The sequence below is a fragment of the Streptomyces sp. NPDC002092 genome, from assembly GCF_053593775.1.
Genome location: NZ_JBSFDG010000002.1, coordinates 641,850 through 665,484, shown reverse-complemented (window position 1 = coordinate 665,484; position 23,635 = coordinate 641,850). Strand labels below are relative to the sequence as shown.

The 23,635-nt window shown below is 70.4% G+C and carries 22 protein-coding genes and 1 tRNA gene; 14 read left to right on the top strand and 9 right to left on the bottom strand.

What is annotated here, in order from left to right:
• The first annotated feature begins 239 nt into the window (after window positions 1–239).
• Both ACWCRD_RS07145 and ACWCRD_RS07140 read left to right on the top strand, forming a co-directional pair.
• Entirely contained in the window at window positions 240–800 is a 561-nt protein-coding gene (locus ACWCRD_RS07145; RefSeq protein ID WP_450964910.1) for an ATP-binding protein, read from the top strand.
• A gap of 91 nt (window positions 801–891) precedes the next feature.
• The gene (locus ACWCRD_RS07140) at window positions 892–1,857 is read left to right on the top strand and encodes a DUF5926 family protein (RefSeq protein WP_450964909.1); all 966 of its coding nucleotides are present in this window, start codon (window positions 892–894) and stop codon (window positions 1,855–1,857) included.
• 244 nt (window positions 1,858–2,101) lie between these two features.
• Here the strand turns inward: ACWCRD_RS07140 and ACWCRD_RS07135 are convergent, their stop codons facing one another.
• Window positions 2,102–2,692 carry a hypothetical protein gene (locus ACWCRD_RS07135; RefSeq protein WP_450964908.1) on the bottom strand — a complete coding sequence of 197 codons (591 nt, stop codon included), beginning with the start codon at window positions 2,690–2,692 and terminating at the stop codon, window positions 2,102–2,104.
• 55 nt (window positions 2,693–2,747) lie between these two features.
• A complete protein-coding gene (locus tag ACWCRD_RS07130) occupies window positions 2,748–3,413 on the bottom strand; it encodes a bifunctional DNA primase/polymerase (RefSeq protein WP_450964907.1) in 666 nt (221 codons plus the stop codon).
• 496 nt (window positions 3,414–3,909) lie between these two features.
• Here ACWCRD_RS07130 and ACWCRD_RS07125 point away from each other — a divergent pair, with 496 nt between their 5' ends.
• From ACWCRD_RS07125 to pdxR, 3 genes are all read left to right on the top strand, one after another.
• Window positions 3,910–5,421 (top strand): PP2C family protein-serine/threonine phosphatase, encoded by a 1,512-nt coding sequence (locus tag ACWCRD_RS07125; RefSeq protein ID WP_450964956.1) that lies wholly within the window; start codon window positions 3,910–3,912, stop codon window positions 5,419–5,421.
• Between the two features lie 81 nt (window positions 5,422–5,502).
• On the top strand, window positions 5,503–6,993 hold the full coding sequence (locus tag ACWCRD_RS07120; protein ID WP_450964906.1) for an aminopeptidase P family protein: 1,491 nt from the start codon (window positions 5,503–5,505) through the stop codon (window positions 6,991–6,993).
• Between the two features lie 81 nt (window positions 6,994–7,074).
• Window positions 7,075–8,442 carry a MocR-like pyridoxine biosynthesis transcription factor PdxR gene (gene pdxR / locus ACWCRD_RS07115; protein WP_450964905.1) on the top strand — a complete coding sequence of 456 codons (1,368 nt, stop codon included), beginning with the start codon at window positions 7,075–7,077 and terminating at the stop codon, window positions 8,440–8,442.
• Between the two features lie 304 nt (window positions 8,443–8,746).
• Here the strand turns inward: pdxR and ACWCRD_RS07110 are convergent, their stop codons facing one another.
• Window positions 8,747–9,193, bottom strand: a complete 447-nt coding sequence (locus ACWCRD_RS07110; RefSeq protein ID WP_450964904.1) for an ATP-binding protein — start codon at window positions 9,191–9,193, stop codon at window positions 8,747–8,749.
• A gap of 223 nt (window positions 9,194–9,416) precedes the next feature.
• Between ACWCRD_RS07110 and ACWCRD_RS07105 the strand changes: the two genes are divergently transcribed.
• From ACWCRD_RS07105 to ACWCRD_RS07065, 9 genes are all read left to right on the top strand, one after another.
• On the top strand, window positions 9,417–10,250 hold the full coding sequence (locus ACWCRD_RS07105; protein ID WP_450964903.1) for a hypothetical protein: 834 nt from the start codon (window positions 9,417–9,419) through the stop codon (window positions 10,248–10,250).
• A gap of 145 nt (window positions 10,251–10,395) precedes the next feature.
• Window positions 10,396–11,130, top strand: coding sequence for a YcnI family copper-binding membrane protein (locus ACWCRD_RS07100; RefSeq protein ID WP_450964902.1), 735 nt, complete (start codon window positions 10,396–10,398; stop codon window positions 11,128–11,130).
• 81 nt (window positions 11,131–11,211) lie between these two features.
• Window positions 11,212–11,865, top strand: coding sequence for an SCO family protein (locus ACWCRD_RS07095; RefSeq protein WP_450964901.1), 654 nt, complete (start codon window positions 11,212–11,214; stop codon window positions 11,863–11,865).
• Window positions 11,862–12,311, top strand: coding sequence for a copper chaperone PCu(A)C (locus tag ACWCRD_RS07090; RefSeq protein ID WP_450964900.1), 450 nt, complete (start codon window positions 11,862–11,864; stop codon window positions 12,309–12,311). The genes ACWCRD_RS07095 and ACWCRD_RS07090 overlap by 4 nt, the downstream gene beginning before the upstream one ends.
• A 13-nt stretch (window positions 12,312–12,324) precedes the next feature.
• Window positions 12,325–14,415: a copper resistance protein CopC gene (locus tag ACWCRD_RS07085; RefSeq protein WP_450964899.1), complete on the top strand. Its 2,091-nt coding sequence runs from the start codon at window positions 12,325–12,327 to the stop codon at window positions 14,413–14,415.
• An 8-nt stretch (window positions 14,416–14,423) separates the two neighbouring features.
• A complete protein-coding gene (gene efeB, locus ACWCRD_RS07080; RefSeq protein WP_450964898.1) occupies window positions 14,424–15,734 on the top strand; it encodes an iron uptake transporter deferrochelatase/peroxidase subunit in 1,311 nt (436 codons plus the stop codon).
• Between the two features lie 34 nt (window positions 15,735–15,768).
• A complete protein-coding gene (gene pheA / locus ACWCRD_RS07075) occupies window positions 15,769–16,701 on the top strand; it encodes a prephenate dehydratase (protein ID WP_450964897.1) in 933 nt (310 codons plus the stop codon).
• A 544-nt stretch (window positions 16,702–17,245) separates the two neighbouring features.
• Window positions 17,246–18,523 carry a serine--tRNA ligase gene (serS, locus tag ACWCRD_RS07070; RefSeq protein ID WP_123966182.1) on the top strand — a complete coding sequence of 426 codons (1,278 nt, stop codon included), beginning with the start codon at window positions 17,246–17,248 and terminating at the stop codon, window positions 18,521–18,523.
• Window positions 18,520–19,338 (top strand): HAD family hydrolase, encoded by an 819-nt coding sequence (locus tag ACWCRD_RS07065; RefSeq protein WP_450964896.1) that lies wholly within the window; start codon window positions 18,520–18,522, stop codon window positions 19,336–19,338. Before serS ends, ACWCRD_RS07065 begins: the two co-directional genes overlap by 4 nt.
• Window positions 19,339–19,353: 15 nt before the next feature.
• On the opposite strand, the gene ACWCRD_RS07060 is transcribed toward ACWCRD_RS07065, so the two are convergent.
• The 6 genes from ACWCRD_RS07060 to ACWCRD_RS07035 form a co-directional block, all read right to left on the bottom strand.
• Window positions 19,354–19,440 (bottom strand) — tRNA-Ser (locus ACWCRD_RS07060).
• 294 nt (window positions 19,441–19,734) lie between these two features.
• Window positions 19,735–19,935, bottom strand: a complete 201-nt coding sequence (locus ACWCRD_RS07055; RefSeq protein ID WP_450964895.1) for an SGM_3592 family protein — start codon at window positions 19,933–19,935, stop codon at window positions 19,735–19,737.
• 103 nt (window positions 19,936–20,038) lie between these two features.
• Window positions 20,039–20,758: an ABC transporter permease subunit gene (locus tag ACWCRD_RS07050; RefSeq protein WP_389072941.1), complete on the bottom strand. Its 720-nt coding sequence runs from the start codon at window positions 20,756–20,758 to the stop codon at window positions 20,039–20,041.
• An 11-nt stretch (window positions 20,759–20,769) separates the two neighbouring features.
• Window positions 20,770–21,681: an ABC transporter ATP-binding protein gene (locus tag ACWCRD_RS07045; RefSeq protein WP_450964894.1), complete on the bottom strand. Its 912-nt coding sequence runs from the start codon at window positions 21,679–21,681 to the stop codon at window positions 20,770–20,772.
• Entirely contained in the window at window positions 21,678–22,586 is a 909-nt protein-coding gene (locus tag ACWCRD_RS07040; protein WP_450964893.1) for an ABC transporter permease, read from the bottom strand. Before ACWCRD_RS07040 ends, ACWCRD_RS07045 begins: the two co-directional genes overlap by 4 nt.
• Entirely contained in the window at window positions 22,576–23,541 is a 966-nt protein-coding gene (locus tag ACWCRD_RS07035) for an ABC transporter ATP-binding protein (protein ID WP_450964955.1), read from the bottom strand. Before ACWCRD_RS07035 ends, ACWCRD_RS07040 begins: the two co-directional genes overlap by 11 nt.
• Window positions 23,542–23,635 lie beyond the last annotated feature (94 nt).

The following is a 23,635-nucleotide window of genomic DNA, read 5'->3' as shown; positions in this document are numbered from 1 at the left end:
TCGTCACCGTTCATCACCGGTAAAGACCTGTGAAGAACCCTTGACCCACCAGGCACTCGGGCACCATCCTCCAGACTCGGCCACAGTCGAAATCCAGCCACACGACTACAGGGAGTGCCCCGGCGCATTCGCTCCGTATTTGATCGTTGCGAATGCGTCACTGAACGTGGATTGGCCGGTTTCCGGTACAGGCCAATGGGGCATCCACACCGTGGCGTGGGGCAAAGGAGGTCTCGGGGGTGGCGTTGGTGGTGGCACAGGAGGTGCCCACGTCGTCGAGCATGGCCGTACCCCATGGCCCTGCGGGCGTGGGGAAGGCGCGACACCGTATGCGCGAGCAACTGCGCTCGGGCGGCGTGCCGGACACCGTGATCGACGATGCCGTACTCATTCTTTCCGAACTCTTGAGCAATGCGTGCAAGCACGGCCGGCCACTGGGCGACGCCCTGGCCGGGGACGGCGACGTCCGGGCCGCATGGCGGGTGGACCCCAGCGGTCGGCTCATGGTGGAGGTGACGGACGGTGGCGGGCCCACCCGCCCGGCTCCGGCCACGCCCTCGGTCACCGCGCACGGCGGCCGCGGACTGAACATCATCACCGCGCTGGCCGACGACTGGGGCGTACGGGACGACGCCCGCGGCGAGGTCACCGTGTGGGTGGTCGTGCACAAGGACGTCCACGACCCGGACGCCCGGCTGCGACGCGACGACTTCGCTACGCGCGTCACCGCACCGACGGTGTCGAGGATCCCGGCGATGCCGGGCCTGGACTTCGCGGACGCGTTCGACGACCTGGACTGAACACCTGGCTGTCCACAGGTCCCCGTGGCGCACGGCGTGAACGGCTAGGCTCCCGCCGTACCAGACGAGCCGTAACCGGGAGACACCCACGATGGCCAAGAAGCGACCCCAGACGAAGGCCAAGCGCCCGCAGATCACGGAGGGTGAGGTCCCGGTCGTCGGCGCGCGCGAACCCTGCCCGTGCGGCAGTGGCCGCCGCTACAAGGCCTGTCACGGACGGGCCGCCGCGCACGCCGTGACCGAGCTCGTACACCGTCCCTTCGAGGGACTTCCGGGCGAGTGCGACTGGGTGGCGCTGCGTGAGCTGGTGCCGGCCGCCACGGTGGAGCTGCCCCTGAAGGGCGGCCTGCCCGAGGGCGTCCCGTCCCTCACGCTGGCGACGGTGCTGCCGATGGCCTGGCCGGCCCTGCGCCGCGACGACGGCTCGGTGCTGCTGGGGCTGCAGAACGACACGGCGTCCGGCGACATCAGCCGCGACCTCGCCGACACCCTCCAGCGCGCGCTGACCGTCGAGCCCGGCACGCCGGTCGAGGGCCGGCGCGCTCCGGCCGACGGTCCGCGGCTGCAGGATCTGCTCGATCCCGAAGGCGTGTTCGAGCCAGTTGTGCACAGCGGCTTCGAGTTCTGGGTCCCGGACTCCGAGAACGCCACGCCGGAGGTGGCCGCCTCCCTGGAGCGGGCGAACGCCGCAGCCATCCCGACCGCGAAGCTCACCGGGGTGGACGCCGCGTACTGGTGCGAGACGCCTGACAAGAACCACCTGCGCTGGGTCATGCCGTACCCGGAGGAGCAGCTTCTGGACGCCCTCGCGCGGCTGCACGCGGCGGGCCGGTCGAACCTGGGTGAAGGCACCCGCCTCGTGGGTTCCTTCCGCGCTCACGGGCTCACCGTCCCGGTCTGGGACCTGCCGAGCGGGGTCGGCGCGGACGACATCGAGAAGCCGGCGGCCGAGTTCGCCGAACGCCTCGCGACGGCCCTCGATTCGGACGCTCCGCTGACGGCCGACGAGCGCCGCGCACGCGGCGGCCTCACCAACCGCCAGGTCACGCTGAGTTGACGAAGAGCGACGAGACCGGGTCCGGCTGACCGACCAGTCAGCGGGACCCGATCTTCCGGAACCGGTGCCTCCGCTCACAAGTCCCGCTGGAAACAAGCAAATACGTGACTGGAAAGCCCGGATCGAATTTGCGAACCGCGGATCTCTTGTTACCGTTCCAGTAGCCCGGTTGCTGGTGCATCCCCCGTCGCCAGCAACCGGGTCTTTTCATGCGCGCGGTTCCTTTACGGAATGCGGGCGCCCGTCAACTCCCGCTGGTTTTCCCGGAGTTGCTCCCGGAGCGCAGCAGCAGCGGACCGTGCCCGGCCCGCCCCGCGAACTCCGCGACCGCCGTGTAGCCGTCCAGCGCGCCCCGGGTGTGCTGCCGGGGTGTCTCGCACATCCCCGGCTCGTCCTCGGCGCCCACGGCACAGCTCAGCTGCACGGTGCGGCCCCCGGGCCCCATGAGACTCAGTGCGGAGTCCAGGGCCTTGCCGGTCACATTGCGGTAGTAGGTGCGCGCCCAGGTGTCCTCGCCCTGCGTGAGCACACAGGTCTGCGCCTCGACGCCTTCGGGGGAGGTGAGTTCGGGGCCGCAGCGGACGGCTGTGTCCAGGCCGAGATCGAGCAGGGGGGAAGGGGCGGGGGCGGCGGAGGGCGCCTTGGCGTCCTGGGGACGCGGGGAGGCACGTACGGATGCGCGCGCGGGGGCACGCACCACGGTGTGCCCCTCGTCGCCCGCCGGTCCCGCGGAGGCCACGGCCAGCGGCAGCACGACTGCGCACACCACTACGCCCGCCATGGCGAGCAGACGGATTCGGGGGTCTGGGGGGTGTCCCCCAGGATCATGCAGCATGTGCGGAAGATAACGAGCACGCGGGCGCGTGCCGTCCCGCGCGCGCCGGACACCCCTACAACTCGGGCGCGCTCACACCCGTACGAGTGAGGGCCTCGACGGCCGCGTCCACCACGGCCTCGACGTCGGGGACCCAGGGGGAGGCGGAGCCGGGCAGCGGCGCGCGCTCCCAGCGGATCTCGCCCTCGCCGGTCTCGGACGGGGGCAGGGCCACATAGCCGCCCTCGCCGTGGAAGCGGAGCGAGCCGGGGACGAAGTCCTTGGCGTAGAGGAGCTCGCCCAACTGCTCCATGCTGTACGGCTTCACCAGGATCGCCCAGCGGCTCGGCGAGGCGACGACCGGACCGAGGCGCATGCCCATGCGGTCGAGTGCGGTCAGGGCCTGCGAGGCGGCGAGGGCCGGCATGCTCACCGCGCAGGGTGCCTTGCCGCCGGTGGCCAGGACGACGGGTGCGGCCGGCCGGTTGCTCCACCACCAGCGCACCATGCGGGCGTCGGTGGTGGCCGCGAGCAGCCCGGGGTCGAAGGGATGCGCGCCGGGCACCGTGCACTCCGCGTCGGGGCAGCCGCAGCGGGAACGCGCCTGCGGGTTCGCCGCCACGCCCGGGAGTACGGGCCACTGCCATTCCGTCGCGAAGGTCAGGGCCGCGCTGATCAACTCAGGCCTTCCGTCGCTGCGCTTGGACAGGAGCCTGCGTCGCCTTCCGAGGATCTCGCGCATGAGCGCTCGTTCCTTTCCGTTGCACCGCTGGCAACACCGTGGGGGCCACATCACACCATGTGTCGATCACTTCACTGTGCGTACCTGTTGGCGCATCACACCCCTGCCCCGGGCAAGGGGAACCCCTATGGGCCGAACGTTGACTGCATCCGCGGCAGCCTCGTCCATGCTGCATCCATCAAAAGCATGGGCGTGGCGTGGGGGTGGCGAAGTCTGGCGTTTTGCTGTCGCGCGTATTTCTCTTCGCCTCCGCCACGGGAGGATGGGGCTCGGTCGTCGGTGGCTAAGACGCCCGGAGTCGGTCACCAGGTTCCGGGTGGCGCTCCACCACCCCTGGCCTTCTCCGAGTACGTACCCATCACGACCGCTGTGACGCTCCGTCGAGCAAGCCCAGTCGACCGCAATACCCCGTTACCCGAGTCAGTTTTAAGCCAAATTTGCTTTTAGACAAGGGGATCACTCGGTGCCCATGGACACCAGGAATCCCAGCAGGACAATGCTGGACATCCCCTTACGAGTGCGTGTACATGTGGAGACACTGCTAGCGGCGCAGAATGACATGGGGGTTTGCGATGCTTTTGAGCAATACGCACCGGTCGGGAAGCCGGACGCCATGAACGCCCCTCACCCTCCGAAAGTGGCCGGAATCGATTCAACGGTTCCGTCGCCCGCACACACTGCCGCACCCGCGCCCGCAGCCCCGGGTACCTCTCCGGTCCCGCCGCCCAACCCCCCGGGGGCGCTGCTCACCGACCGGCTGGCCGGCTGGGTCTCGGACCTCACCACCCTCCATGAGCTCACCGAACGCCTGAACCGCACGGACTCGGTCGCGGACGCCCTGACGGAACTGCTGCGCGCCGGAGCCGCCCTCGTCGGCGCCCGGCGCGGTCTCGTCGTACTGGAACCGGTCGACGGCCTCGGACCGGACACCACCATCGGCCTCGGCCTCGCCCGCGCCGACCTCGGGCACATCGAGACGGTGCCGCGCAGTGCCATGTCGTACGGCCGCATCCTCGAGGGACTGCCGGGCGGGGACGCCGAGATCGCCCAGCCGGACCTGTTCGCCGAGGACGGGCTCGACCCCCGGCATCGCGAGGTCGCCGCCCGTCTCGGCTATGCCGCCTGCTACGCCCTTCCCCTGGCCGGCGAGCGCTCGGGCCGTCTGGGCGCCGCCGTCTGGCTCTACGACGAGCCCGCCGAACCGCTCGAGCGGCAGCGCCACCTCGTCGGGCTCTACGCCCGCTACGCCGGCGAGCACCTGGCCCGGCTGGTGGAGGTGGAACGCACACGCGCGTGCATGACGACGATGGCCGAGGAGCTGCTGCCGTCCCGGCTCCCCCGGGTGGCCGGCGTCCAGCTCGCCGCCCGCCACCGCACCGGTCCGCGCGGCGGCGGCGACTGGTTCGACGCACTGCCGCTGCCGGATGCCGCGCTGGGTCTCGCGGTCGGCTCGGTCACCGGTTCCGGGCCGAGCGCGGTCGCCGCGATGGGGCGGCTGCGGGCGTCCCTGCGCGCGTACGCCGTGATGGAGGGCGAGGACCCGGTGGCGGTCCTGTCCGACCTGGAACTGCTGCTCCGCCTCACCGAGCCCGCCCGCTCCGCGACCGCCCTGTTCGCCTACTGCGAGCCCTCCCTGCGCAAGATCACGCTGGCCGGTGCCGGGCACAGCCCGCCGCTGCTGATCGGCGAGCGGCGCACCGAGTACGTGGAGACGTCCGTGTCCGCGCCGCTCGGCATGCTCGCCTGCTGGGAGGCGCCGAGCATGGAGTTCCAGGCGGAGCGCGGCGAGACGGTGCTGCTCTACACCGACGGTCTGCTGCACCGCACCGGCGACCCCACCGACCGCGCCTTCGCCCGGCTGCACGCGGCGGCGGCCGGCGTCCCCAGGGCGCTGCGGCACGACCCGGACGCGATCGCCGACCATGTGCTGCGCACGGTGCTGCCGGACGGGCTGGACGCGGCGGAGAGCGATGAGGACGTGGTGCTGCTGGCGGCCCGCTTCGAGTAGCGGTCGGCAGGGGTCTTCCGGGCCTGGGCTTCCTTCCGTACGACCGTACGATGGAGGCGGTCCAGTGCCGTATCGAGGAGGATGACCGTGGCCGACGAGCTCACCCCGGCTGAGACATTTGCTGCTGACGCAGCGGGCCCGGAGGAAGAGACCGAAGAGCCGATCAAGCAGCGGAAGAACGGCCTGTACCCGGGCGTGTCCGACGAGCTGGCCGAGAACATGAAGTCCGGCTGGGCCGACACGGAGCTGCACGACCTGGAGCCGATCGCCCAGGCCGCCGAGACCGCCGCGCGGCGCGCCGCACTGTCGGCGCGGTTCCCGGGCGAGCGTCTGGTGATCCCGGCGGGCAACCTGAAGACCCGTTCGAACGACACGGAGTACGCCTTCCGCGCGTCCGTCGAGTACGCGTACCTCACCGGCAACCAGACCGAGGACGGCGTGCTGGTCCTGGAGCCGACCGCGGACGGTCACCAGGAGACGATCTACCTCCTGCCCCGCTCCGACCGGGAGAACGGCGAGTTCTGGCTCTCCGGCCAGGGCGAGCTGTGGGTCGGCCGCCGGCACTCCCTCGCCGAGGCGGCGAAGCTGTACGGCATCCCCGCCTCCGACGTGCGGGAACTGGCCGATGCGCTGCGTGAGGCCACCGGTCCCGTGCGGGTCGTGCGCGGGTACGACGCCGGGATCGAGGCCGCGCTCACCGACAAGGTCACCGCCGAGCGCGACGAGGAGCTGCGGGTCTTCCTCTCCGAGGCGCGGCTGGTCAAGGACGAGTTCGAGATCGGCGAGCTGCAGAAGGCCGTCGACTCGACCGTGCGCGGCTTCGAGGACGTCGTACGCGTTCTGGACAAGGCGGAGGCGACCTCCGAGCGGTACATCGAGGGCACGTTCTTCCTCCGCGCACGCGTGGAGGGCAACGACGTCGGCTACGGCACGATCGCCGCCGCCGGACCGCACGCCTGCACGCTGCACTGGGTGCGCAACGACGGGCCGGTGCGCTCGGGCGACCTGCTGCTCCTGGACGCGGGCGTCGAGACGCACACGTACTACACGGCCGACGTCACGCGCACCCTGCCGATCAACGGGCGCTTCACCGAGATCCAGAAGAAGATCTACGACGCCGTGTACGACGCCCAGGAAGCCGGTATCGCGGCGGTGCAGCCGGGCGGCAAGTACCGCGACTTCCACGACGCCGCGCAGCGGGTGCTCGCCGAGCGGCTCGTCGAGTGGGGGCTCGTCGAAGGGCCGGTGGAGCGGGTGCTGGAGCTCGGGCTGCAGCGACGGTGGACGCTGCACGGCACCGGGCACATGCTCGGCATGGACGTGCACGACTGCGCTGCCGCGCGCGTGGAGTCGTACGTCGACGGGACGCTGGAGCCCGGGATGGTGCTCACGGTCGAGCCGGGGCTGTACTTCCAGGCCGACGACCTGACGGTGCCGGAGGAGTACCGGGGGATCGGGGTCCGGATCGAGGACGACATCCTGGTGACGGCCGACGGCAACCGGAACCTGTCGGACGGGCTGCCGCGCCGGTCCGACGAGGTCGAGGCGTGGATGGCCTCGCTCAAGAGCTGATACGAGACGGATGGCCGGGTACCAGGGAGGTGCCCGGCCATTGACGTGCCTGGAATCACCAAACCTGGGGGGAGCGTCGTCGTGGACGACTTCTGGTCCGGCGTCGGAGTCGACCTGCATCTCGAGCCCGATTCCGGTGACGGGCGGCGGGTCGGGCTAGAGCGGGCGCTCAGGGACGCCGTGCGGGACGGGCGGCTCGCGCCCGGGACGCGGCTGCCGGCCACCCGGCGGCTCGCCACCGAGCTCGGTGTCTCGCGGGGGACCGCCAAGGCCGCCTACGACCAGCTGGTCGCCGAGGGGTATCTGACGGCCCGGCAGGGGTCAGGAACCCAGGTCGCCTCGTTGCCCTCGCTGGACGCGGATGCGCCGGAGGCGGCCGCACGCGCACGTACCCCGCGTTTCGATCTGCGGCCCGGCAGTCCCGACGTCGGGGCGTTTCCGGCGGCGGCCTGGCTGCGGGCGCTGCGGCGGGCCATCGCCACGGCGCCGCTGCTGGCGTACGACTACGGGGACCCACGCGGCCGCATCGAGCTGCGGACCGCGCTGTCGGGCTATCTGGGACGGGCCCGGGGCGTCATCGCGCCGCCCGAGCGGATCGTGATCACCTCCGGGTATGTACAGGGGCTGGCGCTGCTCACACGTGTGCTGGACGGTGCGGAGATCGCCATGGAGGACCCGGGGCTGCCGTTCCACCGGGAGGTGGTGCGGCGCAACGGGGGACGTGTGGTGCCGGTGCCGGTGGACGAACGAGGCCTGTGCGCACAGGAGTTGGGGGACCTCAAGGCTGTCGTCGTCACGCCTGCGCATCAGTACCCGACCGGTGTGACGCTGCACCCCGAGCGGCGGCGGGCGCTCACGGACTGGGCACGCGCGCGTGGCGGGCTGATCGTCGAGGACGACTACGACGGGGAGTTCCGCTACGACCGGCAGCCCGTGGGCGCGCTCCAGGGGATGGCGCCGGGGCGGGTCGTCTATCTGGGCACCGCCTCCAAGACGCTCGGGCCCGCGCTGCGGCTCGGCTGGATGGTGCTGCCGCCGCACCTGGTCGACGCGGTCGCCGACGCCAAGCTGCACAGCGACCACCACACCGAGTCCATCGGCCAGTTGGCGCTCGCCGAACTCATCGACAGCCATGCCTACGACCGGCATGTGCGCGCGTGCCGGCTCAGATACCGCAGACGCAGGGACCAGCTCCTGGACCGGCTCGGCGGAAAGCACGACGTGCGCGGGATCGCCGCCGGGCTGCACGCGCTCGTGGAGGTCGCCGACGAGGAGGCGGCGCTGAAGCGGGCCGAGGCGGAGGGGCTCGCCGTCGGGCACCTGGGAGACCACTGGCACACACCCGGCGAGGGGCGGCCGCAAGGTCTCGTGGTCGGGTACGGGACGCCTCGGGAGCGCGCGTATCCGGAGGCGCTGGAGGTCCTGGGCAAGGTCCTGGAGGGGGCCTGAGAGAGCCTCCGGGTCATACGGGCGGTGCGCGCGTGCCGACCGGCAGCGCGCCCAGTAACAGGGGGCGCCGAGGAAACCCCGAGCAGGCGTACGCCGAGGCGCCGGAGAGGCCCTGAGGCCCCCTCACACCGGCCGTACACGCCCGGCGACCGCTCCGCGTGCGGCTGCGGGGTGGGCTCGCCGATGCGGTGGGCGGCGGCCGTCGCCGCGAGTCCGGGCGCAAGCGCCCTGGCCGAGCAGCGCAGGGAACCGGAGTAGGCGCCGACAAGAACCGACTGTGAATGCCGAGGAAGCCGAGAGCCCCTCACACCGCCATCAGCGGTGAGTCGTCCCGCCACTTGAGGATCTTGTCGAAGCTCACCACCGTGCCCGCACGCCCCGGCTTGTGGCCGATGTGGACGTGGTCGGCCAGCTCCCTGATCAGCCCGAGCCCCCGGCCGTGCTCGGCCTCGGGGCGGGCGGGGCGAGGGGTCGCGGAGAAGGCGAACCCCGGGCCCGAGTCGGTGACTTCGATACGGCACTTCTCGCCGTCGAGGTAGGCGGTGACCCGGTACGCCTCCGACGAGGCGCCGTGCACCGCGTCACCGCCGTGCTCGACGGCGTTCGCGCAGGCCTCGGTGAGGGCGACGGAGAGGTCGTAGGAGACGTCCGGGTCGACGCCCGCCGTCTCCATCGTGCCGAGCAGGAGGCGTCGGGCGAGCGGAACGCTCGCGGCTTCACGCCGCAAGTGGAGTGACCACCAGATGCTCATGCTCCAGCCTCCCGGCCGCGGCTCGACATACCGTTTCTTATTGCCGCGCGCAGCCGTGCGTAAGCACGGAGTTGACGTGATGCCGCCCATATGGGCGATGCGTCCGAAACGGAATCGGTGTATGTGCGTGCCGGTCGTAGCAGAAAGTGATCTTCCGGTCGGTAGGGAACCTTGCGGACCTGCCGTATGGCGGCCAGGGGCCCAGTGCGATGATGAGCACGCCATGACTGCCCCCCACCAGCGCACGGTGCGCTCCGGAAACGATCTCCGGATACTGCGGGCCGCGGTGTTCGCCGCGGTCTGCGTCGTGCTGGCCGCGGGCGGTCACACCCTCGCCTCCTGCGCCACGGTTCCGCTGTGGACGCTGGGCGCGGGCTTCCTGGGGGCCGCCCTGGTGGCGGTACCGCTCGCCGGGCGGGTCCGCTCGCTGACCGGGATCGCGGCATTGCTCGCGGCCGGACAGACCCTGCTGCACACGCTGTTCGGGCTGGGCCAGCAGACGGTCTCCTCGGGCGCGATGTCGATGTCCTCCATGACCTCGACCTCCGACGCCTCGCTGGTGGAGCGGGCGGCGCGGCTCGTGTGCGGGACGACGGCTGCGGCGATCAGCCCCGCCCAGGCCCGCAGGCTCCTCGCCGACGCCCGGATCTCCCCGGACACCGCCATGAGCATGGACATGAGCTCCATGCACCATCCGGCGGACGCCCTGTCCGCCGCCACCTCCCCGGCCTCGCTGCTGCCGTCCCTGCCGATGCTTCTCGGCCACATCCTCGCGGCGATCGCCGCCGGCTGGCTGCTGCGCCGCGGCGACCTGGCCCTGCTGCGGCTCATGGAACTCTCGGCCCACTCGATGGCCGAAGGCGCATTCGTACGGTCCCTGCGCGCGGCGCTCGCGCTGGTGCGCGCCCTGTGTGCCGGGCTCCCGGCCGCGCCCGAGGCGGGCCCGCGACCGCCGCGCACCGCGCTGCTCGCGCCGCCGAAGCCCCGTACCACCGCACTCCAGCACACGGTGATCAGGCGCGGCCCGCCGGCCGCGGCCCTCGTCCTCGCCGCCTGACGCGACGCGACCGCCACTCCACATCCGTGGGACCGGGGCCGCCGTCGTGCGGCACACGCGCGTGCCCGCATTTTTCGGCACCCATGCGCACGCGTTCTCCGACCACCGGAACTCACTCGAAACCCGAAGTGGAGTGCATCCGTTCATGAAGGCTTCCCGTCTCGCAGCCACCGGCGCCCTCGCCGCCTGTGCCGTCGTCGTCCTGTCCGCGCCCGCGTTCGCGCACGTCACCGTGCAGCCCGAGGGCACGGCCGCCAAGGGCGGTTACGCGGTCGTCGACTTCAAGGTCCCCAACGAGCGCGACGACGCCTCGACCACCAAGCTCGAGGTGGCCTTCCCGACCGACCATCCGCTGGCCTCCGCCCTGCCGGAGCCGATCAACGGCTGGAACATCAAGGTCACCAAGTCCAAGCTCGCCAAGCCGCTCGAGGTGCACGGCAAGAAGATCAGCGAGGCCGTCTCCAAGATCACCTGGACCGCCGACGGCAAGGGCATCGAACCCGGCTACTTCGAGAAGTTCCCGGTCTCCGTCGGCGCGCTGCCCGAGGACGCCGACGCACTGACCTTCAAGGCCCTGCAGACGTACTCGAACAACGAGGTCGTGCGCTGGATCGAGGTGCAGAAGGACGGCGGGCAGGAGCCCGAGAACCCGGCCCCCGTGCTCACCCTGTCCGCCGCCTCCGAGGACGGCCACTCGCACGGCTCGACCGCCAAGGACGCCTCCGACGAGACCAAGACCACCGAGAACACGGCCGCCGGCACCTCCGCCTCCGACGGCAGCGACATCACCGCGCGCGTGCTCGCCGTCGTGGGCATCGTCGTCGGCGCGCTCGGCGTGGCGTACGGCGTGCTCGCCGGACGTCGTCGCAGCGACGCCTGAGGCCCGTTCTTCCGTGTGGTGCACCGGGGGCCGTACGGCCCCCGGTGCACACCGGAGCTCTCACATCTGGGACATTTTTCTATGCGCAAGAAGACGTTCGCCGCGGCCGCGCTGCTCGCCGCCGCCACCCTGACCCTCTCCGCCTGCGGCAGCGGCGACGACAGCAACTCACCCGTCGCCGTGGTCTCCGAGGAGACCTCGCAGAAGGCCGCGACCGTTCTCGACAAGCCGTTCGAGAAGCCGGACCTCGTCCTCACCGACACCACGGGCAAGAAGTACGACTTCCGCAAGGAGACCGCGGGCCGGCCGACGCTGATCTACTTCGGCTACACCCACTGCCCCGACATCTGCCCGCTGACGATGAGCAACATCGCCGTCGCCAAGAAGCAGCTGCCGAAGGCCGAACAGGACAAGCTGCGGGTCGTGTTCGTCACCACCGACCCCCAGCGCGACACCCCGGCCGAACTCGGCAAGTGGCTCAAGGGCATCGACCCCCAGTTCGTGGGTCTGACCGGCGACTTCGCCACCATCCAGGCCGGCGCCCGCACCCTCGGCATCTCCATCGAGCCGACCCACAAGGACAAGAAGACCGGCAAGACCGTCTCGGTGCACGGCACCCAGGTCATCGCGTTCTCGCCGAAGACCGACGGCGGCTACGTCCTCTACGGCGAGGACGCCCAGGTCGGCGACTACACCAAGGACCTCCCCAAGATCATCAAGGGGGAGAACCCGTGAGGCACCTCGTCGCCCCCGCCGCGGTGCTGGCGGGAGCACTGGCGCTGGCGGGCTGCGGCGGCTCCGGCGACGCCAAGGCCGACCTGTCCGTCAGCTCCTCCTACATGCCCCAGCCCGTCTCCGACATGGCCGCGGGCTTCCTCACCATCGCCAACAAGGGCGGCACCAAGGACGCACTGACCTCCGTCACCAGTGACGCCGCGGGCAGCGTGACCGTCCACGAGACGGTCGGGCAGTCCATGGAGGAGGTCAAGTCCCTGGATGTCCCCGCTCACGGTCAACTCGTGTTCAAGAGCAGCGGCAACCACCTGATGTTCGAGAACCTGAAGCACAAGCCGAAGCAGGGCGAGAAAGTGACCCTCGAACTGCACTTCGCCAAGTCCGGCCCGATCAAGGTTGAGATGCCGGTCAAGTCGGCCACGTACAACCCCGCGACCGGCCACTGAGGGAGGGACCACTGTGACCCGGACCATCACCCCCCGCCGCGTGCGGACTCTGGCGCTGCTGTTCCTGGCCGTCCTCGGCATGCTCTTCGCCGCTGCCGGGCCGGCCTCCGCGCACGCCGCGCTGACCGGCAGCGACCCCGCCCAGGGGGTGGTGGTCGACAAGGCACCCAGCCAGGTCACGCTCACCTTCTCCGAGAAGGTCGCCACCTCCGAGGACTCACTGCGCGTCCTCGACCCCAAGGGCAAGCGCGTCGACACCGGCAAACCGTCCAACGTGAGCGGCACGTCCTACGCCGTGCCGCTGCACAGCGGCCTGCCGGACGGCACCTACACGGTGTCCTGGCAGGTCGTGTCCGCGGACAGCCACCCCGTCGCCGGCGCCTTCACCTTCTCCATCGGCGCCCCCTCCACCACCACCGTCTCGGTCACCGACCGGACGGTGGGCGGCGGGATCGTCGGTTGGCTGTACGGCTTCGGCCGGTATGCGTCGTACGCCGGCTTCATCGTCATGGTCGGCGGCGCCGCCTTCGTCCTCGCCTGCTGGCGGCGCGGCTCGGGCGTACGGGCGCTGCAGCGGTTCGTCGTCTCCGGGTGGCTCGCGCTCACCTCGGCCACCCTCCTGCTGCTGCTCCTGCGCGGCTCCTACACCAGCTCCGGCAAGGTCGGCGCCATCTTCGACCTGAGCCTGCTCGGGCAGGTGCTGCAGACCAAGTCGGGCGCGGCGCTGATCTCCCGGCTGCTGCTGCTCGCCGCGGCGGCCCTGTTCATCGCCGTGCTCTTCGGCGCCTACGACAAGCGGGAGGACGAGGAGAAGCGGGACCTGACGTTCGGGCTCGCGATCGGCGGATCCGTGGTGGCAGCCGGGCTCGCGGCGAGCTGGGCGATGGCGGAGCACGCCTCCACCGGGCTCCAGCCGGGCGTCGCGATGCCCGTCGACGTCGTCCATCTGCTGGCCGTGGCCGCATGGCTCGGCGGCCTGTGCGCGCTCCTCGTAGCGCTGTACCGGTCGGACACCCCGATCGAGGCCGCGGCGGTACGCCGCTTCTCCCGAGTCGCCTTCGGCAGCGTCCTCGCCCTCGTCGCGACCGGCATCTACCAGTCCTGGCGCCAGCTCGGCTCCTGGTCGGCGTTCACCGACACGACGTACGGACAGCTGCTGCTCGTCAAGATCGGGCTCGTGGCGCTGCTCGTCGGCATCGCGGGGATCTCCCGGCGGTGGACGGCACGACTGGCGGACACCGCCGTCGTGCAGCCACGCGAGGAGGCGGTGGAGGACACGCCGTCGGAGGGCGACGACCTGAGCGTGAAGGAACCGGCCGCCGCCCGGGCCGGAGCAGGCTCGGCGAAGACGGCGACGACGTCCGCCGACGCCTCGGCCGGCACGGGGCCGAGGGCTGCTCGTGGCTCCACAGCCGAGGCTGGCACCGCGTCCACGACCGACTCCGAGGAGCCCGACGAGCCCGAGAGCGCCGACGAGGCCCGCGCCTCCGGTGACTCCGAAGCCCCCGCCGACTCCGAGCGCGCCGCCCAACTCGCCCGCCAGAAGGCCGCCATGGCCACCGCACGGCAGAAGCGGCAGCGCGACGCCGACCCCGACCGGTTCGGCCTACGGCGCTCCGTACTCGCCGAGGCGGGCGTCGCCGTGGTCCTGCTCGCGGTCACCACCGTGCTGACGCAGACCGAGCCCGGACGCACGGAACAGCAGGCCAAGGCCGCCACCTCGGCCTCCTCGTCCTCCTCGTCGACGGCGGACTCGTCGTCCGGCGCGCTGACCCTGACCATGCCGTTCGACACGGGCGGCACGGACGGCAAGGGCGTGGTGTCCGTGGACCTCGACCCCGCACGCGTGGGCGGCAACGACATGCACGTCTACGTCCAGCGGCCCAACGGACGCGCCTTCGACATCCCCGAGGTGAAGGTCGCCTTCACCCTGGAGGCCAAGAAGATCGGACCGCTGCCCGTCAACCCCGACCACATCGCCACCGGACACTGGGCGACAAGCAGCGTGCAGATCCCCATGGCCGGCGACTGGAAGGTCGCTGTGACCGTGCGCACCTCCGACATCGACCAGGTGACCGTCTCCAAGAACGCGCAGATCGGCTGAATCGCACCATGGCTGACAAGTCCATTCGGGAGGCCCGCACTCCCGACGCAGCTCCCCACGCGGCTCCGAAGGAGAGCGTTTCCGAAAAGGTGCTCTCCGGAGACGGCATTTCGCGACGGAAGCTGCTCGGCACCGCCGGCGCCACCGGGCTCGTGCTCGGCGCGGCCGGCGGAGCCGTGGGGTATGCCGCCGCACCCTCCGAGGCCACCCCGCTCAGCTCAATCGGCTCCAATCGGGTGATGTTTCACGTGAAACACCAGCCCGGCATCACCGAGGGCCTCCAGGCCCGCGGCCATCTCGTCGCCTTCGACCTGACGGCGGGCGCGGGCCGCAAGGAGGCTGCCGCACTGCTGCGTCGCTGGTCGGCGACGGCCGAGCGGCTGATGGCGGGCGAGGCTGCGGCGAGCGACGACACAGATGTCGCACGGGACGCGGGCCCGTCGTCCCTGACGATCACCTTCGGCTTCGGCCACAGCTTCTTCTCCCGCACCGGCCTGGAGAAGCAGCGCCCGGTCTCCCTCGACCCTCTGCCCGACTTCTCCTCCGATCAGCTCGACAAGGCCCGCAGCAACGGCGACCTGTGGGTGCAGATCGGCGCCGACGACGCCCTGGTCGCCTTCCACGCCCTGCGTGCGATCCAGAAGGACGCGGGCAGCGCGGCCCGTATCCGCTGGCAGATGAACGGCTTCAACCGCACTCCGGGCGCAACCGCCCACCCGATGACGGCCCGCAACCTCATGGGCCAGCTGGACGGCACCCGCAATCCCAAGCCGACCGAGTCCGACTTCGACAAGCGGATCTTCGTGCCTTCCTCGGGCTCCAACGACCCCGCCTGGATGGCGAACGGCTCCTACGCTGTCGTACGCCGCATCCGCATGCTCCTCGACGACTGGGAGAAGCTCTCCCTCACGGACCAGGAGAACGTCATCGGCCGCCGCAAGTCCGACGGTGCCCCCCTGTCCGGGGGCACCGAGACGACCGCGATGGACCTGGAGAAGACCGACGCGCAGGGCAATTACGTCGTCCCCGGCAACGCCCACGCCCGTATCTCCCGCCCCGACCAGAACGGCGGGGCGGCCATCCTGCGCCGCCCGTTCTCGTACCACGACGGGTTCGACGCGGACGGCGTCCCCGACGCCGGGCTCCTCTTCGTGTGCTGGCAGGCCGACCCGCTGCGCGGATTCGTCACCATCCAGCGCAAGCTCGACCGCGGCGACGCCCTGTCGAAGTACATCCGGCACGAGGCGAGCGGATTGTTCGCGGTACCGGGCGGAGCGGCACAGGGCGAGTACGTGGGGCAGCGACTGCTCGAGGGATGAGCCGCGCGTGTGTAAGGCCCATTAGGGTGAGGTCATGCCAGCGAGCTACGCGTATCTCGGCCCCGAGGGCACCTTCACCGAAGTCGCCCTGCGCACCCTTCCCGAAGCGGCCACCCGGGAACTGATCCCGTACGTGTCCGTCCAGTCCGCGCTGGACGCGGTCCGCGCAGGCGAGGCCGAGGCCGCCTTCGTGCCGATCGAGAACTCCGTCGAGGGCGGCATCACCACCACCCTCGACGAGTTGGTCGCGGGCGCCCCGCTGATGATCTACCGCGAGGTGCTGCTGTCGATCACCTTCGCGCTGCTGGTCAGGCCGGGTACGAAGCTCTCCGGCATCAAGACGGTCTCCGCCCACCCGGCCGCCCAGCCCCAGGTGCGCAACTGGCTGAAGAACAACCTCCCGGACGCCCACTGGGAGTCCGCCGCCTCGAACGCGGACGCCGCCCGCCTGGTCCAGGAGGGCCAGTACGACGCCGCCTTCGCGGGCGAGTTCGCGGCCGCCCGGTACGGACTGGAGGCGCTGGAGACCGGGATCCATGACGCCGAGAACGCGCAGACCCGGTTCGTGCTGGTCGGCCGGCCCGCCCGGCCGGCGGCCCCCACCGGCGCCGACAAGACGTCCGTCGTCCTGTGGCAGCGCGACGACCATCCCGGTGGTCTGCGTGATCTGCTGGGCGAGTTCGCCACCCGTGGCATCAACCTGATGCTGCTGCAGTCCCGGCCCACCGGTGCCGGCATCGGCAACTACTGCTTCTGCATCGACGCCGAGGGCCATATCTCCGACCGCCGGGTGGCCGAGGCCCTGATGGGACTCAAGCGGATCTGCCTGGAAGTGCGCTTCCTGGGCTCGTACCCGCGTGCGGACATCGGCGTCGCGGACGTGCGCGCACCGCGTCAGGGGACCTCGGACGAGGAGTTCCTCGCAGCGTCGGACTGGGTCGCGCGCTGCCAGGACGGCCGCTTCTAGCCGGTCTGGCCGGCCGGTCCTACCTGCACATTTTCGTTGTCCACAGAAGTTATCCACAGGCAAGGTTCTCGACCTGGGGACAAGTCGACACGGAACCATGACTCTGTCGACAAATCCGCCTGCGGAGCCCTCTCGTGTCCATCAGCTCGCATGTCACCGTTCGTCCACCTGTTTCCTTTAGGCAATCCTTTGGGGCGACCGCTTTCCACTCGAAAGTGGTGGTAAATCGGGGTCTGAGGCACGATTCCTCGGCGTGACCCACCGGTTTCGGAGTGATCAATTCCGAAATCCACAGACCCCCCGCACAGCCTGTGGATAACTCTCTTCGGGGGTGTGGATCGCTGTGGACAACCAAACCCCAAGTCCCGCTCCTCACAAGGGAATCGGGTCAACCGGGCGCCAACCGGCTGGCCCGTTCCAGGGAGTGAGACGCCTTTTGTTGACACTGTGGGCAATTCGCTCATAACTGAACGTAAGCCGCAATTGGCGACTGTTGGGAATGGTGAGTCGTGGGCCGTATCCCGGCACCGGTAGCCTTGGCCGCGTGATTGACCTTCGCCTGCTCCGTGAGGACCCCGACCGTGTGCGCGCGTCCCAGCGCGCCCGTGGAGAGGACGTCGCGCTCGTCGACGCTCTCCTGTCTGCCGACGAGCGGCGCAGGTCGTCCGGCGTCCGCTTCGACGAGCTGCGCGCCGAGCAGAAGCAGCTCGGCAAGCTCATCCCCAAGGCCTCCGCGGACGAGAAGGCGGAGCTGCTGAAGAAGGCGAGCCAGCTCGCTGCCGACGTCAAGGCCGCCGACGCCGAGCGCGACGCCGCCGACACCGAGACGCAGGAGCTGCTCCTCCGGCTCGGCAACCTCGTCCACCCCGACGTGCCCGTCGGCGGCGAGGAGGACTTCGTCACCCTCGAGACGCACGGCACGATCCGCGACTTCGGCGCCGAGGGCTTCGAGCCCAAGGACCACCTGGAGCTCGGCACGCTCCTCGGTGCGATCGACGTGGAGCGCGGCGCGAAGGTCTCCGGCTCGCGCTTCTACTTCCTGACGGGTGTCGGCGCCCTGCTCGAGCTCGCCCTGGTCAACGCGGCGATCGCGCAGGCCACCGCGGCCGGCTTCACGCCGATGCTGACGCCCGCCCTGGTCCGCCCCCAGTCGATGGCGGGCACGGGCTTCCTCGGCCAGGCGGCCCAGGACGTCTACCACCTCGACAAGGACGACCTCTACCTGGTCGGCACCTCCGAGGTCCCCCTCGCCGCGTACCACATGGACGAGATCCTCGACGCCGACCGTCTGCCCCTGCGTTACGCGGGCTTCTCGCCCTGCTTCCGCCGTGAGGCCGGCTCGCACGGCAAGGACACCCGGGGCATCTTCCGCGTCCACCAGTTCGACAAGGTCGAGATGTTCTCGTACGTCGCCCCGGAGGACTCGGAGGCCGAGCACCAGCGTCTGCTGCAGTGGGAGAAGCAGTGGCTGACCTCGCTGGAGCTGCCGTTCCGCGTCATCGACGTCGCCTCGGCCGACCTGGGCTCTTCGGCGGCCCGCAAGTTCGACTGCGAGGCGTGGATCCCCACGCAGGGCAAGTACCGCGAGCTGACCTCGACCTCGGACTGCACCGAGTTCCAGTCCCGCCGCCTGTCGATCCGCGTGCGTGACGGCAAGCAGGTCAAGCCGCTCGCGACGCTCAACGGCACGCTGTGCGCCGTACCGCGCACGATCGTGGCGATCCTGGAGAACCACCAGCAGGCCGACGGCTCGGTGTACGTACCGCCGGTGCTGCGCCCGTTCCTGGGCGGCCGGGAGGTCCTGGAGCCGGTCGCCAAGTGAGCGACGCGTCCGCGCCCCCCGGGTTCCCGTACAGACTCATCGCGACCGACCTCGACGGAACGCTTCTGCGCTCCGACGAGTCGGTCTCGCAGCGCACCCGTGACGCGCTCGCCTCGGCCACCGCTGCGGGCGCCGCGCACATCGTCGTCACCGGCCGCGCGGTCCCCTGGACCCGGCACATCCTCGACGACCTCGGCTACGAGGGCCTCGCGGTCTGCGGTCAGGGTGCGCAGGTGTACGACGCCGGGGCGCACCGTCTGCTGACGTCGGTGACCCTGGACCGGCAGCTGGCGGGCGTGGCCCTGGCGAAGATCGAGGCGGAGGTCGGCCCGCTGCACCTGGCGGCGAGCCGCGACGGGCTGGACGGCGATGTGCTGGTGGGGCCGGGGTACGCGCTCACCGGCGAACTTCCCGTGACTCCGTTCGCGGATGCGTCCGACCTCTGGTCGGCCCCGCTGAACAAGATCTACATACAGCACCCGGAGCTGTCCGACGACGAGCTCGCCGAGGCGGCGCGCGAGGCCGCGGGCGGCTTCGTCACGGTCGCCATGGCGGGCGAGGGCATCGTGGAGCTGCTGCCGCTGGGTCTGTCCAAGGCGACGGGCCTGTCGCTGGCGGCCCGCCGCCTGGGCATCAAGGCGGCGGACACGATCGCCTTCGGCGACATGCCCAACGACATCCCGATGTTCGCCTGGGCGGCGCGGGGCGTGGCGATGGCCAACGCCCACGAGGAACTCAGGGCGGTGGCGGACGAGGTGACGTCCTCCAACGAGGAGGACGGGGTCGCGGTGGTGCTGGAGCAATTGCTGGGCTAGTTCTTCGGCTTCTTGCGGAGGATGCACGGATCGAACGTGCGCGGGGTGTGACCCCCGACCTTGGCTTAGCAAGCCAGTGCCTTACCACTCGGCCAATCCTCCGGGTGGGCGGCCCACGCGAGAGCGACATCGCGTGCTCGAAGCGGCCGCCCCGGGCAGCTCCCCGTGCGGAGCGGGTTCGACGGTGGGGTAACTACACCGGAACCCGCCGCGGGCTGCCCTGTCGGGAGCTGGACGAACTGTCGTGCATGGACATCGCCCGGCTCCTCTCCCAGAACGTGGCGCCGGAGCAGCATCCGAAAGTGCGGGCGTCCGGCGGTGTGGACACAACCACTGTGCCTGTCGGACGAGTTGGACGCCACCGAATAAAACGACCGGGCAACGGGCGTACGGGGATCAGCGCCGCCGCCACCTGCGCCGGCGCGCCTTGCTGAAGAACCAGCCCGCGGGCGGCTCGTCGGAGCGCCAGGGCTGTGGCTCGGGCTCCTCGTTGCGCCAGCGGGCGGCGAGCATGCGGGCACGGGCAGACGGCTCGGAGGTCTCGGCGCCCCGTATGAAGTCCTCGTCCAGGACCAGTTCGTCCCAGTCGTCTGCCATTCCCGTTCCTCTCAGTCGTACGTCCCCAGGTGCGTCAGTCGTACGTCCCCATGTGCCCAGTCTGTCCGGACAGAGGTGAAGTCCCCGTCAAGGTCAGGACTTGTCACTCCTCACCGGCGAGCTTCAGCGTGCGCAGCTTCTGCCCGGCGTACCAGGTGGCGAGGACGGTCACCGCGACCAGGAACACCGTGGCCGTGGTCAGGCCGACGTCGGAGGTGACCAGGTCGCCGCCGGCGACCTTGTGGGCGACCGCCAGCGACCACTGCTGGACGCTCAGCGTGCGCGCACCGGGCACCAGGGAGCCGAACAGGGCCTCCCAGACGAGCGCGTACACCAGTCCGAAGACCACCGCGTGCCGGGACACCGTGCCCAGCAGCAGGAACAGCGCCGCGTAGGCGATGGAGGAGACCAGCGCGGCGACCGTGTAGGCGACGGCGATCTGCTGCCCGTTGCCGTTGAGGATGAAGCCGGCGATGAGGGTGGGCAGTGCGGAGAACACCATCGTCACCGCGATCGCCACGATCAGCTTGGTGAAGATGATCGTCGGCCGCTTCAGCGGCTTGGACAGCAGGTACACCACCGAGCCGTCGTCGATCTCCGGTCCGATCGCGCCCGTGCCGGCGATGACGCCGATGATCGGCACCATCGTGGCGAGCGCAAGCTTGCCCAGCAGGTCGGAGGCTGTCTGGTCGTCGGCGCCGGTGAGGGCGCGTACGACGACGGAGATCGCGATCAGCAGCAGGGGCAGTGCGCCCAGGATGAGGGCCCGGCGACGGCCGAGCAGGGCCCGGTAGGTGAGCCGGGCGACTGTGGGGTCGTACATCTTTCGGCCTCCTACGCCGCGACCAGGTACGAGAAGACGGACTCGAGGGACTCGTCGGAGGGCGAGACCGTGAGCAGCCGGATGCCGTGGTCGCGGGCGACCCTGGGCAGCAGCGTCGTGAAACGGCCGAAGTCGACGGCCTGGATGCGCAACGCGCCCTCGGCGAGGTCGACTTCGATGCCCGATGTCGACGGGTCGGCGATCAGTGCGGCCGCAAGCGCGCGGTCGTCGCTGGAACGCACCAGGTAGCGGTGCGGGCGGTCGGTCATCAGACGGCGGATCTTGCGGAAGTCGCCGCTGGCCGCGTGGCGACCGGCGACGACGACCTCGATGTGCCAGGCGAGTTGCTCGACCTCTTCGAGGATGTGCGACGAGAACAGCACCGTGCGGCCCTCGTTTCCCATGCGCCGCAGCAGATCCATGAGCTGCATGCGCTGGCGTGGGTCCATGCCGTTGAAGGGCTCGTCCAGCAGGAGCAGCGAAGGGTCGTGGACCAGGGCGCTCGCCATCTTCACGCGCTGGCGCATGCCCTTGGAGTACGTGGAGATCTTGCGGTCCTGCGCGTACTCCATCTCGACTGTGGCCAGCGCCTTCTGGGCGGCCTTGGCGCCCAGGCCGTGCAACTCGGCGTTGGCGACGACGAACTCGCGTCCGGTGAGGAAGTCGTACATCGCCTCGCGTTCGGGGACGATGCCGATGTGCTTGTAGATCGCCTCGTTGCGCCAGACCTGCTGCCCGTCGAGGGTGACGGTGCCGGTGGAGGGGGCCAGGAAGCCGGCCATCATGTTGATGAGGGTGGACTTTCCGGCGCCGTTCGGGCCGAGCAGGCCCGTGACGCCGGGGCCGATCGTCATGGTGATGTCGTTGACGGCGACCACGTTGCCGAACCAGCGGGAGACGTGGTCGATCTGGAGCGTGGTCACAGTCCCACCTTCTTGTAGCGGCGCATCAGCAGGCCGTAGCTGGCGGCGATCAGGCCCAGGGTGAGCAGGACGTACACCACGCCCTGCCCCGTCGAGGGGCCGTGGCCTCCCGGGAGGGCCGGGGTCGCGCCGAGGAAGGCGGACTGCACGCCGTCGATGAGCGTGACCGGCGAGAAGAGACCGATCCAGGGGATGGCGCTCGTGCTGCCCTGGTTGTAGGCGATCGCCTGGAGCGTCGAGACGGCGCCGTAGGAGACGATCAGCACGGCGATCACGGCCGCGATGCCGAAGCCGCGGCGCGGGGTGACCGATGCGATGACCAGGCCGATGCCGGCGAAGAGCAGTGAGAGCAGTGCCACGGATACGAGTCCTTCGGCGAATCCCTTGGTCTGGTCGGCGAAGTCAAGTTTGGCCAGCAGCGCGCCCACATAGAGCACGATCAGCGGGGCCGTGGTCAGGATGAACATCGCCGATGCCAGCGCCGCGTACTTCGCGCGCACGTAGTCGGCGGTCTCGATCGGCCGCGAGAAGTACAGCGGTACGGTCTTGAAGCGCAGGTCGCGCGAGACGGACTGGGGTGCCTGCGAGGCGACGTACAGGCAGATGACGGACTGCATGATGATCGCGTAGCGCGTGTACTGGACGGGCAGTGCGTGCGCCTTGGTGGCGACGGCGACGGCCACCATGATGGCCGCCGGCACGCACATCACCGCGAACAGCAGCATCGGCAGCACCTTGGACTTGATCGAACGGCCGAGGCCGTAGGCGCCGCGCAGGGACTGCGAGTACAGGGAGCGGGTGGCGTAGGAGCGGCCGAGGCGGGGGCCGTCGTAGCTGCGGTAGCCGATGTTGTGGATGCGGGTCTGGTCACCCGGCGCAGCCGCCGAGGGGTGCTCAACTGCCATGGCCGACCGCCTCCTTCCGCTGCTCTTCCTCGCTCTTGAAGACCTCCGAGATGTGGTGCCTGCGCTGCTCCATGCGCACCAGGCCGAGGCCGAGATCCGCGACCACGTCGCGTACGAGGTCGTACGTCTGATCGCCCTGCGCCGTGAGCAGCAGGATGTGGCCGGCACCCGGCAGGCCGTCGCTGCCGTCGGCGACGTCCACCCCGCGCGCGTGCAGCGCTTCGCGCACCGCGCGCGTGCCGTCCGGGTGTTCGTCGCTGTCGGTGACCTCGATCGCGAGGGTGGTCGTGGTCTGCGTGAAGTCCGTGGTGGAGCTGGAGCGCAGGAGCTTGCCGCCGTCGATGATCACCACGTGGTCACAGGTGCGCTCGAGCTCGCCCAGCAGATGTGAGGTGACCAGGACCGAGATGCCGAAGTCGGTGTGGATACGGCGGATCAGGCCGAGCATCTCGTCGCGGCCGACCGGGTCGAGGCCGTTGGTCGGCTCGTCCAGGAAGACCAGCTGAGGGTCGTGGACCAGCGCCTGCGCGAGCTTGACGCGCTGCTTCATACCGGTCGAGTAGCCGCCGATGGGGCGGTAGCGCTCCTCGTACAGACCGACATGGCGCAGCGTGTCCGCGGTGCGCTCGCGCGCGGCCGTGGGCGGCAGGCCGGACATGCGCGCCATGTGGACGACGAACTCGGTGGCCGATACGTCCGGCGGCAGGCAGTCGTGCTCCGGCATGTAGCCGACCCGCTCACGGATGTCGCCACCCTTGGTCGCGACGTCGAGCCCGAGCACTTCGGCGCGGCCCTCGGAGGCGGGGGACAGACCCAGGAGGATCTTGATCAGTGTGGACTTGCCGGCTCCGTTCGCTCCGACGAGTCCGGTCACCCCGGGCCCGACGTCGACGGAGAGCCGGTCAAGCGCGGTCACCCGGGGGAACCGCTTGCTCAGGCTTTCGGTCGCGATCACAGTCACGGCTTAGACGATAGTGACGCCGACCACGCCGGTCGTCAGACCGCAGAGCTGTCCTGGCATCAGCCTCCAGGCGTACGGGTCCGTAGGG